The following is a 13,899-nucleotide window of genomic DNA, read 5'->3' as shown; positions in this document are numbered from 1 at the left end:
GGCGGTGACGGTGTTCACTGAGAAGGCCGCGCCACGAGGATATCTGAGCCATGCCAAACATCCCTATTTGCACCGATTTTGTCTCGCTGCTGGCGATCAGGACCACGGCGCGTGGGGCAGAGGTCTTGCTATTGAAACGCAATTCCTACCCTGCGGACAGCTGGTGTCAGGTCGCGGGGCGGATTGAGGCGGGGGAAACCGCGTGGCAAGCGGCGCTCAGAGAGCTGCGTGAGGAAACCGGGCTGGTGCCTTGTGCGCTCTATTCCGGCGACATTTGTGAACAGTTCTATGAGCCCAAGCAGGATGCGTTGATGATCGCACCGGTGTTTGTGGCGGTGATTGATCCGGAGGCGGAGGTTGTTTTGAACCACGAGCACAGCGCTTTTTGCTGGGCAAGTTTTGATGCGGCGCGGGAGATGGTTTCTTTCGGGGGGCAGCGGCGGGTGTTGCAGGCTGTGGAGGAGGAGTTTGTGAAACGCCTTCCGAGTTCTGACCTGCGGATCGAGATCTAAGGCCGGGCGCGTTCTGGTCCCCAAAAGGGTGCTCGGTTTTGCAGAGCAGGCCTCAAAAAACAAAAGGCCCCTCGTGGGGGCCTTTCTTTGGGGGGCAGCTTATTCTGTGTCAGCCGCTTTTTTTGTTGTGGTTTTCTTGGCCGCTGTCTTTTTGGCGGGCGCTTTCTTTTTCGCAGCGGCTTTCTTGGTGGCTGCTTTCTTGCGCGTGGGCTTTTTCTTGGCCGCTTTTTCCGCGATCCACTGGACCGCCTGTTCCATGGTCACGTCGGCCACTTCCACCTCTTTGGGGATGGTGGCGTTGACTTTTTCCCATTTCACATAGGCGCCGTAGCGGCCGTCCATGATGTTGACCGCGCCGCCGTCATCGGGGTGTTCGCCCAGCTCGCGCAGCGGTTTGGCGGCTGCGCCGCCGCCGCGACGGCCCGGGTTGTTGCGCTTTTCAGTCAGCAGCTCGACCGCGTGGTTCATGCCGATTTCAAAGACATCGTTGGGGTCTTTGAGGTTGGCGTAGACCGGCTTTGCGTCGTCGGGCAGCTGGTGCATAACGTAAGGGCCGAAACGGCCAAAGTTCGAGGTGATCATGCCGCCTTCGGGGTGCATGCCGATTTCACGGGGCAGGGACAGGAGCGTCAGGGCCTTGGCGAGGTCCATGTCGTCCTTGTTCCAGCCGCGGGGCAGGGAGGCACGTGGCGGCTTCTTGTTCTCAGGCGTTGGCTCACCACGTTGCACATAGGGGCCAAAGCGGCCAGCCTTGAGCCAGATTTCATCCCCTGCGTCTTCGCCAAGCACACGTTCATCGCCATCAGCGCCTTCGCCTGCAATCGGGCGGGTGTAGGTGCATTCGGGGTAGTTGCCGCAGCCGACAAAGCCGCCGGTGCGGGAGCTTTTGAGGTGCAGCTGGCCGTTGCCGCATTTCGGGCAGACGCGTGGATCGGAGCCGTCTTCGCGCGGCGGATAGAGCTGTGGAGCCAGTGCGTCATCCAGCACGTCGAGCACCTCGGAAATGCGCAGCTCGCTTGTTTCGCCGATGGCGGCGGAGAAATCTTTCCAGAAGCGCGCAAGCACGTTTTTGTAGTCGCGGTTGCCTGCGGAGACGTCATCAAGCTCTTCTTCGAGGTTCGCGGTGAACTCATAGCCGACATAGGTGCGGAAGAAGTTCAAAAGGAAGATCGTGACGATGCGGCCTTTGTCCTCTGGGAAGAGGCGGTTTTTGTCTTTGCGGACGTATTCGCGATCCTGAATGGTGGTGATCACGGAGGCATAGGTGGAGGGGCGGCCGATGCCGAGCTCTTCCATCTTTTTCACCAGTGTCGCCTCGGTGTAGCGGGGCGGTGGCTGGGTGAAATGCTGCTCCGGGGTCACGGTGCGTTTGTCGGCCTCTTCGCCCTGCATGATCTGGGGCAGGCGCTTGTCGTCGTCATCGACAACCTGATCGTCGCGGCCTTCTTCATAGACGCGCATGAAGCCGTCAAACAGCACCACCTGACCGGTGGCGCGCAGCTCGACCTGTTGATCGTCAGAGGCGATGTCGACCGTGGTGCGCTCCATGCGGGCGCCAGCCATTTGGCAGGCCAGCGTGCGCTTCCAGATCAGGTCATAAAGCTTGCGCTGATCGGCGTCGGTGACTTTCAGGTCATCGGGTTTGCGCATCATATCCGTTGGGCGGATACATTCGTGCGCTTCCTGTGCGTTTTTGGCTTTGTTTTTGTAGATGCGCGGCTCGGCGGGCACGTAGTCATCGCCATAAAGCGTCTGGATCGCGTCACGCGCTGCGGCCACGGCTTCGGGCGCCATGTCGATGCCGTCGGTCCGCATATAGGTGATGTAGCCGGCCTCATAGAGGCGCTGGGCGGCGCTCATGCACTGACGTGCGCCCATGGAGAATTTGCGGCTGGCCTCCTGCTGGAGCGTGGAGGTCATGAAGGGCGCAGATGGGTTGCGGGAGGCGGGCTTGGCCTCTACGCGCGCCACAGAGAGGTCGCGGGACTGGATCGCCTGCACGGCCAGTTCGGCGGCGGTGCTGTTTTCCAGCGCGTATTTGTCGAGCTTCTCGCCGCCCAGAACGGTGAGGCGGGCCTCAAACTCTTTGCCACGCGGGGTGGCGAGCAGCGCTTTCACGGACCAGTATTCACGGGCGTTAAACGCCTCGATCTCCATCTCGCGCTCAACGATGAGGCGCAGGCAAACCGATTGCACGCGGCCCGCAGAGCGCGCGCCGGGCAGTTTGCGCCAGAGCACGGGAGAGAGGTTGAAGCCCACAAGATAGTCGAGCGCGCGGCGGGCGAGATAGGCATCCACCAGCGGCTGATCCACCTGACGCGGGTTTTGCATGGCCTCGGTCACGGCGGTTTTGGTGATCGCGTTGAACACCACGCGAGACACAGGCGTGTCTTTCTTGATGGCGCGGCGTTTGCGCAGCGCTTCCTCAAGGTGCCAGCTGATCGCCTCTCCTTCGCGATCGGGGTCGGTTGCGAGAATGAGCGCGTTGTCTTCTTTCAGCGCATCGGCGATGGCTTTGACATGTTTGCGGCTGTCGGTGCCGACCTCCCATGTCATGTCAAATTCATTGTCGGTGTCGACCGAGCCGTCTTTGGCCGGGAGGTCGCGCACGTGGCCGTAGGACGCCAGAACAGTGTAATCTGAGCCAAGATACTTATTGATCGTTTTGGCTTTGGCTGGGGATTCTACGACAACTACTGGCATTCAATTTCCTCTCGACTCGGCGCGAGCCTTATGGCGGCGAAAAATGTGGGGCGAAAGGGGGGATTGTCAATCCATGGTGGTTTTTGTTGTTACTTTGAGGTGAACAGGGCGTGAGTGTGATGTGGGGTGCAGGGCATTTGCGTGCAAGGTTTGGGCGGCTGCACAAAACACATGCGGGCTCAGTTTTTGCAGAGCAACCCACCGGAGAGGCGGGTGATTTTGCCGCTGACCTCCAGATCCAGAAGCGCGGGTGTGAGCTTTTGCGGGGACAGAGAAAGGTCGCGCACCAGCTGATCTTCGCTGAGCGGCGAGGGGCCGAGGCGGCCCAGGATTTCAGAATGCAGCGCGGCGGTTTCACGCAAATTACGTTCGCGGCGCGGCGTGGGATCTGCGGGGATGTCGGCGGGTATGTCGGTGGGGGCGGCCTGTGGCTGTGCGCGCAGGGGCAGGGTGGTCAGCACCTCAAGCACATCCTCCGCACCGCGCACGAGCGTGGCCCCGTCGCGAATGAGGATATTGGCTCCGGCGGCGCGGGCATCAAAGGGATGGCCGGGCACGGCCAGCACGTCGCGGCCCTGATCGAGCGCTATGCGCGCGGTCAGAAGGCTGCCGGATTTGGAGGCGGCCTCCACCACCACAACGGCGCGGGTCAGGCCGGAGATGATGCGGTTGCGGGCCGGGAAGTGGCGGGCGCGGGGCTCCATGGCGGGGGGCTGTTCTGACAGGCACAGGCCCTGCGCGGCAATGGCGCCCGCAAGCGACAGGTTCTGCGCGGGGTAGGGACGGGAAAGACCGCCTGCGTAAACGGCGATGGTGCCGGTTTCCAGCGCGGCGGCATGGGCGGCGGCGTCAATGCCGCGTGCAAGGCCTGAGACAATGGTGAAGCCAGCCTCACCCAGCTCTTTGGAAAGACGCGCCACCATGCGCAACCCCAAGGAAGAGGCGTTGCGCGCTCCGATCACGGCGATGGTGGGTTTGTGCAAAAGGTCCACTTGCCCCTGCGCCCACAGCATTGGCGGAGCATCGGGAATGTCGGCCAGAAGCGCAGGATACTCCGGTTCGCCAAAAAAAATCGGCCGCGCTCCTGTGGCACGGCCGTCTTTCAGCTCTCGCTCTGCATCTTGATGGGAGGCGGCGCTATAGCGCGCAACACCAGCGGATCTGGCAATGCCCGGCAGCGCCTCCAGCGCAGCCTCCGCTGTGCCGTATTCTGTCATCAATCTGTGGAAAGTGGTGGCCCCGACGCGTCGGGATCGCAAGAGGCGAAGCCGCAGCAATCGCGCTTCCTCCGTGGTGGGTGGGATTTGGGGGTGAGTGGAAGAAATTCGATCTTCGGTCATCCGCAACTCCGCCTGCTTGCAAGAGAATGTTTATGTCTTCAGTGGTTAACAGGGCGTAAACCAACGCATGAAAATCGAATTTTTCTCAAAATTATTTTCTAGCTCTGATTGGAAGCCCTTGTTTTGTTGACGTTCAGGCAGCTGAGCCCCCGACGGTCAATCCGTCCATGAGAACAGTGGGTTGGCCGACGCCGACCGGAACCCATTGACCGGCCTTGCCGCAGTTACCCATGCCCGGGTCCAGTGCCATGTCATTTCCGAGCCCTTTGATCTGCATCATGGCGGTGGCGCCATCCCCGATCAGCGTGGCGCCTTTGACGGGCGCGCCGACTTTGCCGTTCTCCACGCGGTAGGCCTCGGTGCAGGAGAACACAAATTTGCCGTTGGTGATGTCCACCTGACCGCCGCCAAAGCCGACGGCGTAGATGCCATCTTTCAGCGAGGCCACCAGATCGGCCGGATCAGAGGTGCCGCCCTCCATATAGGTGTTGGTCATGCGCGGCATGGGCGCATGGGCGTAGCTTTCGCGGCGGCCGTTGCCGGTGGGGGCGACTCCCATCAGGCGTGCGTTTTGGCGGTCCTGCATGTAGCCCACGAGAATGCCGTCTTCGATCAGCGTGGTTTTGCCAGAGGGCGTGCCCTCGTCATCCACGGTGATGGAGCCGCGGCGGTCGGGTATGGTGCCGTCATCAATCACCGTCACGCCTTTGGAGGCGACCTGTTGGCCGATCATGCCGGCAAATTTGGAGCTGCCTTTGCGGTTGAAGTCGCCCTCAAGGCCGTGGCCCACAGCCTCGTGCAGAAGAATGCCGGGCCAGCCGGGGCCAAGCACCACTTCCATCGGGCCAGCGGGGGCTGGGACCGCAGAGAGGTTCACGCAAGCGATGCGCAGCGCTTCGCGGGTTTTGGCCTGCCAGTCCGCCGGATCGAGCAGACCGTCAAGGCCAAGCCGCCCGCCACCACCGGCAGAGCCGCTTTCGCGGCGGCCGTTTTCCTCAACGATCACGGAGACATTCACACGGGTCATTGGGCGCACATCTGTGATCTGGGTGCCGTCAGGGCGCAGGATCACCACTTCCTGATGAGAGGCAGCCAGAGTGGCAGAGACCTGAACCACACGCGGATCAAGATAGCGGGCAAAGGCGTCGATCTCGCGCAGGGTTTCGATTTTCACCGGGAAGTCGATGCCGCCAATGGGATCTGCATCCGTATAAAGCCTGCGGTTGGTGGGCGTGGGGCCTGCGGCCAATGTGCCGCCGCCCGCGCCAACGGCGAGCCTTGCGGTCTCTACCGCGCGCTTGATGGCGGATTCGCTGATCTCTGAGGCATGGGCATATCCGGAGACTTCGCCGTTCACAGCCCGCAGGCCGAATCCCTCTGCGGCGTCATAACTGGCGGTTTTCAGGCGTCCATCATCAAAAACCAAAGCTTCGGAGCTGCGACGCTCCAAAAACAGCTCTCCGTCTTCGGCGCCATCGGTGGCTGCGCGCAAAAGTCGCAGGGCGGTGCCCTCATCAACTTTATTTTCAAAGGGTTGGAAGTGGTTTTCGGCCATAGCCCATCATGCCTCTTAATTTGATCTAGATCAAAAAAGCGTCCGTTTGCCGCAAGCTTCGATCTTTATTTGAGTCTTAGAATATGGTTTCTAAGCCTAAAACAACAGCGGGGATGTGTTTGAGAGCACAGCGCTTCCGCACAATTGAAAAAACAATACGCAACCGATCAGGGTGAGACATGCGACTTCTATCGACATTCCTGGGCCTAACGGCAGCTATTTCAGCGTCCTCCGCGCTCGCGCAAAGTGCTGAGACCATTGGCAAGCCAGTCCCCAATGCCACAGGGTTCCAGCCCGCAGCGACCGAGCTGGCACGGCAAATCCAGTCTCTTGATTGGTTGATCCTGGTGATCATCACGCTGATCGTGATTTTTGTGACCGCGCTGATCGTCTACTGCATGGTGCGCTTCAACCGCCGCTCCAACCCGACGCCATCTGCGTTCACCCACAACACGCCGCTGGAAATTGCCTGGACGCTCGGTCCGATCCTGATCCTGCTGTTCATTGGTGTGAACAGCCTGCCGGTTCTGTTCAACCAGCAGGAAATCCCGGAAGGGGACGTGCACATCAAAGTAACCGGCTACCAGTGGTACTGGGGCTATGAGTACACCGACCACGAGTTCGAGTTTGACAGCTTCCTGTTGGGCAAAGAGGCGCTGGCGGATTACGGCTACAACGAAGACGAGTATCTGCTGGCAACCGACACCAAAGTGGTTGTGCCTGTTGGCAAGACCGTGGTGATGGATGTGACCGGCGCGGACGTGATCCACAGCTGGACCATCCCGTCCTTCGGCGTAAAGCAGGACGCGGTGCCTGGCCGTATCGCGCAGCTCTGGTTTGAAGCGGAGCGTGAAGGCATCTTCTTTGGCCAGTGTTCCGAGCTTTGCGGCAAAGACCACGCCTATATGCCGATCACGGTTCAGGTGGTGTCTGAAGAAGAATACAATGAGTGGCTGAAAGGCGCGATCGAGGAATATGCGGGCGACATGTCCACGCTGCCAGGCGTGCAAGTTGCTTCTGCTGACTGATCTTACTCAGGTGCGCGGCACGCTGCGCACCCTTCCAATACCAAGGCCATATCTGTAGGGGGTGCGCTCGGCGCACACCTCAGACGGAGACAAGAATGAGCGACGCAAGCATCAACACGCAAGCCGGCACCGGTGATGCAGAATTTGGCGACTATTTTGCGCTGCTGAAGCCGCGCGTGATGTCGTTGGTTGTGTTCACTGCTGCGGTGGGCCTGCTGGCGGCGCCCGGATCAGTGCATCCTTTTGTGGCCTTCTGCGCAATCCTGTTCATCGCCGTGGGCGGCGGCGCGTCTGGCGCGCTGAACATGTGGTATGACGCGGATATCGACCGTGTGATGAAGCGCACCCAGAGCCGTCCGATCCCTGCGGGCAAGGTGACTGAGGGAGAGGCGCTGGCCTTTGGCGTGGCGCTCTCCGGGTTCTCCGTTGTGATGCTGGGGCTAGCGGCCAATTGGATGGCTGCCGGGCTGTTGGCCTTCACCATCTTTTTCTATGTGGTGATCTACACCATGTGGCTGAAGCGCTGGACCCCGCAGAACATCGTGATTGGTGGTGCAGCTGGTGCTTTCCCTCCGATGATCGGCTGGGCCGTAGTGACCGGCGGGGTGTCCATTGAAAGCGTGCTGATGTTCACGCTGACCTTCATGTGGACGCCTCCGCACTTCTGGGCGCTGTGTCTGTTCATGAAGTCTGACTACAAAGACGCGGGCGTGCCGATGCTGCATGTGACCCATGGCCGCCGCGTGACGCGCAACCATATTCTGGTTTATACCCTGCTGCTGGCCATTGTGGCCATTGGCATGGGCTTCACCGATGTGGGCGGCCCGATCTATCTGACCACCGCGCTGGTGCTGAACGCGCTGTTTGTGCTCGGTGCCTTTGCGATCTGGCGTCGCGATGAGGCTGCCTCGGAAGCCGATGACTATGCGCGGGAAAAAGGGTTTTTCAAACTCTCGCTTCTATACCTCTTCTTGCATTTTGGGGCGATCCTCGCAGAGGTTGCTTTGGCCCCATACGGCTTGGGAGGCTGGTGAGCATGAGTTTTCGGGAGGAGCATGAACTACACAAGCGCAGATTTGGGCGGAACCTCGGGGTGGCGCTGGTGCTTCTGAGCTTCATTGTGATCGTCTTCGGCCTGACGGTCGTGAAGGTGACACGCGGCGATTATGAGCCGGAGAATGCCAGCATCCAGAGGGGGCAGTGATGGCGATGGACCCAAAAACGAAGACGCTGGTGCAGACCGTTGGCGTTGTGACGTTGATGGGCGCTCTCGCGTGGGCATCGGTGCCGTTTTATGACTGGTTCTGCCGGGTGACCGGATTTGGCGGGGTGACCAACACCGCTGAGGCGGGCAGTGATGTCATTCTGGACAGGACCATCAAAGTGCGGTTTGACGCCTCGCTCGATCGGGATATGCCATGGGATTTCAAGCCCATGCAGCGCGAGATGGAAGTGCGTATCGGCGAGACCGGACTGGCGTTTTACGAAGCCTACAACCCGACCGACCGTCCGGTGGCGGGCACCGCGAGCTACAATGTGGCGCCTTATGATGCCGGTGGGTTTTTCACCAAGATCGACTGTTTCTGCTTTGAGGAGCAGGTGTTACAGCCCGGGGAACGGGTGACCATGCCAGTGAGCTTCTTTGTGGATCCTGAGATCGTGGACGACCGCGACGCGAAATACATCAAGGTGATCACCTTGGGGTACACTTTTTATGAAACCGAATTGCCCGAGGAACTCGCCGCGCTGGCGGGGGAGGCTTCTGTCGATCTGACAGATGTGGGCGCAACTGAACGAAACTGACGGGCAAATCGACAAGAAAGCAAGCCGGCCAACGAGGGAATAACTATTATGGCGCACGCTAAAAATCACGATTATCACATTCTGGCCCCCTCCTGGTGGCCATTCCTGGGCTCTGTGGGCGGCTTCTTCATGCTTTTTGGGGCTGTGCTCTGGATGCATGACAGCGGCCCTTGGGTGTTCCTGATCGGTCTGGTGGCCGTGCTTTACGTCATGTTTGGCTGGTGGGCCGATGTGGTTGCGGAAAGCAAAGTTGGCGATCACACACCGGTTGTGCAGATTGGTCTGCGCTACGGCTTTATCCTGTTTATCATGTCTGAAGTGATGTTCTTTGCCGCTTGGTTCTGGACCTTCTTCAAACATGCGATGTACCCGATGGGGCCGGAAAGCCCTGCTGTGGATGGCGTGTGGCCACCTGCGGGCATCGAGACTTTTGACCCGTGGCACCTGCCGCTGATCAACACGCTGATCCTGCTGTGTTCCGGCTGTGCCGCCACCTGGGCGCACCACGCGCTGGCGCATGAAGACAACCGTGAGGACATGAAGTGGGGCCTGATCATCGCAGTGGCACTGGGCGCGATCTTCACCGTGTTTCAGGCTTATGAGTACAGCCACGCGGCCTTCGGCTTTGCCGGCAACATCTATGGCGCGACCTTCTTCATGGCGACCGGTTTCCACGGCTTCCACGTGGTTATCGGCACCATCTTCCTGCTGGTCTGCCTGCTGCGTCTGAACGCGGGCCATTTCACCAAGGAAAAGCACGTCGGTTTCGAGGCCGCAGCCTGGTACTGGCACTTTGTGGATGTGGTCTGGCTGTTCCTTTTCGCAGCCGTCTACATCTGGGGCCAGTAAGCCGCTCCGGTATACCGCGCCACAAAAGGTTGATCCTGTAGCGCGGATGAGATTAAAGCAAATCGCGGTGGGTGTTCCTGCCGCGATTTTTCTTTGAAAGGACCACCTCTTTGCGCCGTCTGATCCTGCCGCTGTTCTTTGGCATCTTGGGCACGGTTGTGCTGGTGTCGCTGGGCACTTGGCAGTTGCAACGGCTGACGTGGAAAGAGGGGGTTCTGGCCGACATCGCGGCGCGGATTGCAAGCGCGCCGGTGGCTTTGCCAGAGGCTGTGGATCCCGAGCAGGACCGCTATCTGCCGGTTGCCGTGCAGGGCAGGGTCACGGCGGATGAAATCCACCTGCTTGCCAGCACCCGTGAAGTGGGGGCGGTTTACCGGATTGTCAGCGCCTTTGAGACCGCCGATGGTCGCCGGATCATGGTGGATCGCGGCTGGGTGAAGGCGGAAAACAAAGAGATGGCGCGGCCGTCCTTTGATGCAGAGATCACCGGCAACCTGCACTGGCCGGATGAGCGGGACAGCTTCACCCCTGAAAATGATCAGGCGGTAAACATCTGGTTTGCCCGAGATGTGGCAGAGATGGCGGCAGCGCTGGATGCAGAACCGGTGCTGGTTGTGGTGCGCGAGATCAGCGAAAATGCGCCCAAAGTCACGCCGCTGCCGGTGGATGGCGCTGCCATTCCCAACAATCACCTTGAATATGTCATCACATGGTTCGGACTGGCGATTGTCTGGGTGGCGATGACGCTGTATTACCTGCGCCGGATGCGCAAAACCAAAAAGGCTGAAGAGACGTGAAATACATTTCGACCCGCGGAAACGCCCCGGAGCTGAGCTTTGAGGAGGCGATGCTGACCGGTCTCGCGCGTGATGGCGGGCTCTATGTGCCTGAGACCATCCCGACGCTGAGCGCGGAAGAGATCGCGGCCATGGCCGGGAAGACTTACGAAGAGGTGGCTTTCACCGTGATGCGCCCCTTTGTGGGTGATGCCTTCACCGATGAAGAGTTCAAAGGCATCATCGCGCGGGCCTATGCCAACTTCCGCCATGAAGCGCGCGCGCCGCTGGTGCAGCTGGCCCCCAACCACTTCCTGATGGAGCTGTTTCACGGCCCGACACTGGCGTTCAAAGACTTCGCCATGCAGCTGATTGGGCAGCTGTTTCAATTCTCGCTGGCGCGCCGCAATGAGCGTGTGACCATCGTGGGCGCGACCTCTGGCGACACCGGCTCTGCCGCGATTGAGGCCTTCCGGGGACTGGACAATGTGGATGTGTTCATCCTGTTCCCGCATGGCCGTGTGTCTGACATTCAGCGCAAGCAGATGACCACGCCTGAAGACAGCAATGTGCACGCCCTGGCGCTCGATGGTGACTTTGACGATTGTCAGGCGCGCCTGAAAGACATGTTCAACGATTTTGAGTTCCGCGACGGTGTGAAGCTGGCCGGTGTGAACTCGATCAACTGGGCGCGGGTGCTGGCGCAGGTGGTATATTACTTCACTTCTGCTGTGAGCCTTGGCGCGCCGCACCGCAAGGTGAGCTTCACCGTGCCGACCGGCAACTTTGGGGACATCTTTGCAGGCTATATCGCCAAGAAGATGGGCCTGCCGATTGACCGGCTGGTGATTGCGACCAACCAGAACGACATTCTGCACCGCACCATGGAAAGCGGGGCCTATACCAAAGAGGGTGTGACCCCGTCGATCAGCCCCTCTATGGATATTCAGGTGAGCTCCAACTTTGAGCGCGCGCTGTTTGATGCCTATGGCCGTGATGGCGGTGCCGTGGCGCAGCTGATGGAAGAGCTGAAAGACGGCTCCTTCGCGATCAGCCAGGGCGCGATGGAAGCGCTGCGCGAGAACTTTGACAGTGGCCGTGCCTCTGAAGAGGAGACCAACGCGACCATCACCGGGGCCTTTGGCGCCTGTGGTGAGGTGCTCTGTCCGCATTCTGCGGTTGGCGTGAAGGTTGCGAATGCCTATCTGGGCGAAACCCCCATGGTCACGCTGGCCACGGCCCATCCGGCAAAATTCCCGGATGCGGTGGAAGTGGCGATGGGGGCACGGCCCGCACTTCCGCCACATATGGCGGATATGATGGACAAAGAGGAGCGCGTGACCCGCGTTCCAAATGATCTCAAGGCGCTGGAAGCGCTGGTACAGGAACGGATTGCACAACGTTGACAGTTCAACTTCACACCCTTTCCAACGGGTTTCGCATCGCAACAGAACACATGCCGGGGCTGGAAAGCGCCTCGATTGGCATCTGGGTGAGCGCAGGCGGGCGCCATGAGCGCGCGCCGCAAAACGGCATTGCCCATTTTCTGGAGCATATGGCGTTTAAAGGCACCAAGCGGCGCAATGCGCTGGAGATCGCGGAGACGATCGAGGATGTGGGCGGCTATATCAACGCCTACACCAGCCGTGAGGTCACGGCCTATTACGCCCGCGTTCTGAAAGACGATGTGGCGCTGGCCATGGATGTGGTGGGCGACATTGTGCTGAACCCGATCTTTGATCCCAATGAGATCGAGGTGGAGCGCGGTGTGATCCTGCAGGAGATCGGTCAGGCGCTTGATACGCCGGATGATGTGGTCTTTGACTGGCTACAGGAGCGCGCATATCCGGATCAGCCGATTGGCCGCACCATTCTGGGCGAAGGCGACCACGTGCGCCGTTTTGGCCGCGAAGACCTCGCAGGGTTTGTGGCAGAGCACTACCGGCCCGAACGCATGATCCTTGCGGCAGCGGGCGGGGTAGACCACGAAGAAATCGTGCGCCTCGCAGAAGAGATGTTTGGCCATCTGGAGCGTGGACCGGCGATTGAGGTGGTTCCGGCGCAGTTTGCCGGTGGCGAATACCGCACCGAAAAGGCGCTGGAGCAGGCGCATTTTGCGATTGGATTTGAAAGCCCGGATTATTGCAGCCCGGATATCTACACGGCGCAGATCTATTCCACGGCGCTTGGTGGCGGCATGTCGAGCCGTCTGTTCCAAGAGGTGCGCGAGAAACGCGGCCTGTGTTATTCGATCTTTGCCCAGACTGGCGCTTATGCGGACACTGGCATGACCACGATCTATGCGGGCACCTCTGGCAGCCAGATTGCGGAGCTGGCCGAGATCACCATTGATGAGCTGAAGCGCGCGGCGGAGGACATGTCCGCCAAAGAGATCGCGCGCGCACGTACACAGATGAAAGCAGGGCTGCTGATGGGGCTTGAGAGCCCCTCAAGCCGCGCGGAACGTCTGGCGCGGATGCTGGCAATCTGGGGCAAGATCCCGGGGCTGACAGAAACCGTAGCGCGGATTGATGCGGTGAGCGACGCGGATGTGCGCGCCTTTGCCGAGCAGATGGCCACCAAGGCCCGCAGCGCCATGGCGCTTTATGGTCCTGTGTCCGATGCACCGGCGCTTGAGGCGCTGGAAGAAAGGCGTGCTGCCTGATGTTGATGACGCGGCGCAAGGTGCGGATCGAGACCGATCGGCTGACCCTGCGTCCGCCGATTCATGCGGATTTTCGCGAATGGGCCGCGCTGCGCAGCGAGAGTGAGGACTTCCTCACTCCATGGGAGCCGGTCTGGGCCAGCACCCATCTGAGCCGGAAGAGCTTTACCAATCGGGTCTACTGGGCGCAGCGGTCGATCTCCGGCGATACGGCGGTGCCGCTGTTTATCTTTCGCCGGGCGGATGAAACGCTGGTGGGGGCGATCACGCTCGACAATATCCGGCGCGGGCCTGCACAGGCGGGCACGCTGGGCTATTGGGTGGGGCAGGCCTTTGCCCGCAACGGCTATATGAGCGAGGCGATTGAGGCGGTGGTGCATCACGCGTTCACGCGGCTTGATCTGAGCCGCATCGAAGCCGCCTGTCTGCCTGAAAACGTCGCCAGCCGTGGGGTGCTGGAGAAATCCGGTTTCAAATACGAAGGTGTGGCGCAAAGCTATCTGCAGATCAACGGGCGCTGGCGGACCCATGTGCTTTACGCCGCGCTGCGCCATGACCGCCGTGGGCGCACTCTGGCGGGGCAGGTCTGAGGGCTTGGGCGCGTTTGGGGCTTTGCTCCCGCCACATCTGCGATGTGTATCCACACGAAAATGCTAAGTACCTAGAGG

Annotated in this window: 13 protein-coding genes; 10 read left to right on the top strand and 3 right to left on the bottom strand. The window is 60.3% G+C overall.

Features of this window, described 5'->3' with window-relative positions:
* The first annotated feature begins 50 nt into the window (after nt 1–50).
* Nucleotides 51–512 carry an NUDIX domain-containing protein gene (locus J7400_RS12780; RefSeq protein WP_209063783.1) on the top strand — a complete coding sequence of 154 codons (462 nt, stop codon included), beginning with the start codon at nt 51–53 and terminating at the stop codon, nt 510–512.
* A 99-nt stretch (nt 513–611) separates the two neighbouring features.
* Here the strand turns inward: J7400_RS12780 and topA are convergent, their stop codons facing one another.
* From topA to tldD, 3 genes are all read right to left on the bottom strand, one after another.
* Nucleotides 612–3,215 (bottom strand): type I DNA topoisomerase, encoded by a 2,604-nt coding sequence (gene topA / locus J7400_RS12775; RefSeq protein ID WP_209063781.1) that lies wholly within the window; start codon nt 3,213–3,215, stop codon nt 612–614.
* A gap of 179 nt (nt 3,216–3,394) precedes the next feature.
* Nucleotides 3,395–4,555 (bottom strand): DNA-processing protein DprA, encoded by a 1,161-nt coding sequence (gene dprA, locus J7400_RS12770; RefSeq protein WP_209063779.1) that lies wholly within the window; start codon nt 4,553–4,555, stop codon nt 3,395–3,397.
* Between the two features lie 133 nt (nt 4,556–4,688).
* Nucleotides 4,689–6,110: a metalloprotease TldD gene (tldD, locus tag J7400_RS12765; protein WP_209063777.1), complete on the bottom strand. Its 1,422-nt coding sequence runs from the start codon at nt 6,108–6,110 to the stop codon at nt 4,689–4,691.
* A 179-nt stretch (nt 6,111–6,289) separates the two neighbouring features.
* Between tldD and coxB the strand changes: the two genes are divergently transcribed.
* From coxB to J7400_RS12720, 9 genes are all read left to right on the top strand, one after another.
* Nucleotides 6,290–7,138, top strand: coding sequence for a cytochrome c oxidase subunit II (gene coxB / locus J7400_RS12760; RefSeq protein ID WP_209063775.1), 849 nt, complete (start codon nt 6,290–6,292; stop codon nt 7,136–7,138).
* A 95-nt stretch (nt 7,139–7,233) separates the two neighbouring features.
* Complete coding sequence (gene cyoE, locus J7400_RS12755) at nt 7,234–8,172, top strand: heme o synthase (RefSeq protein WP_209063773.1); 939 nt, start codon at nt 7,234–7,236, stop codon at nt 8,170–8,172.
* Nucleotides 8,173–8,174: 2 nt separating this feature from the next.
* Nucleotides 8,175–8,342 (top strand): hypothetical protein, encoded by a 168-nt coding sequence (locus J7400_RS12750; RefSeq protein WP_209063771.1) that lies wholly within the window; start codon nt 8,175–8,177, stop codon nt 8,340–8,342.
* The gene (locus J7400_RS12745) at nt 8,342–8,941 is read left to right on the top strand and encodes a cytochrome c oxidase assembly protein (protein WP_209063769.1); all 600 of its coding nucleotides are present in this window, start codon (nt 8,342–8,344) and stop codon (nt 8,939–8,941) included. The genes J7400_RS12750 and J7400_RS12745 overlap by 1 nt, the downstream gene beginning before the upstream one ends.
* A gap of 48 nt (nt 8,942–8,989) precedes the next feature.
* Nucleotides 8,990–9,790 carry a cytochrome c oxidase subunit 3 gene (locus J7400_RS12740; RefSeq protein WP_209063767.1) on the top strand — a complete coding sequence of 267 codons (801 nt, stop codon included), beginning with the start codon at nt 8,990–8,992 and terminating at the stop codon, nt 9,788–9,790.
* Between the two features lie 110 nt (nt 9,791–9,900).
* Nucleotides 9,901–10,587, top strand: coding sequence for an SURF1 family protein (locus tag J7400_RS12735; RefSeq protein WP_209063765.1), 687 nt, complete (start codon nt 9,901–9,903; stop codon nt 10,585–10,587).
* Entirely contained in the window at nt 10,584–11,972 is a 1,389-nt protein-coding gene (gene thrC, locus J7400_RS12730) for a threonine synthase (RefSeq protein ID WP_209063763.1), read from the top strand. Before J7400_RS12735 ends, thrC begins: the two co-directional genes overlap by 4 nt.
* Entirely contained in the window at nt 11,969–13,231 is a 1,263-nt protein-coding gene (locus tag J7400_RS12725) for a pitrilysin family protein (protein ID WP_209063761.1), read from the top strand. Before thrC ends, J7400_RS12725 begins: the two co-directional genes overlap by 4 nt.
* The gene (locus J7400_RS12720) at nt 13,231–13,821 is read left to right on the top strand and encodes a GNAT family protein (RefSeq protein WP_209063759.1); all 591 of its coding nucleotides are present in this window, start codon (nt 13,231–13,233) and stop codon (nt 13,819–13,821) included. The genes J7400_RS12725 and J7400_RS12720 overlap by 1 nt, the downstream gene beginning before the upstream one ends.
* Nucleotides 13,822–13,899 lie beyond the last annotated feature (78 nt).

The sequence above is a fragment of the Shimia sp. R9_2 genome (genome assembly GCF_017743735.1).
GTDB lineage: Bacteria > Pseudomonadota > Alphaproteobacteria > Rhodobacterales > Rhodobacteraceae > Shimia.
Note: the sequence above shows the minus strand (reverse complement) of the source record. Positions and strands in the feature narration are given on the sequence as shown.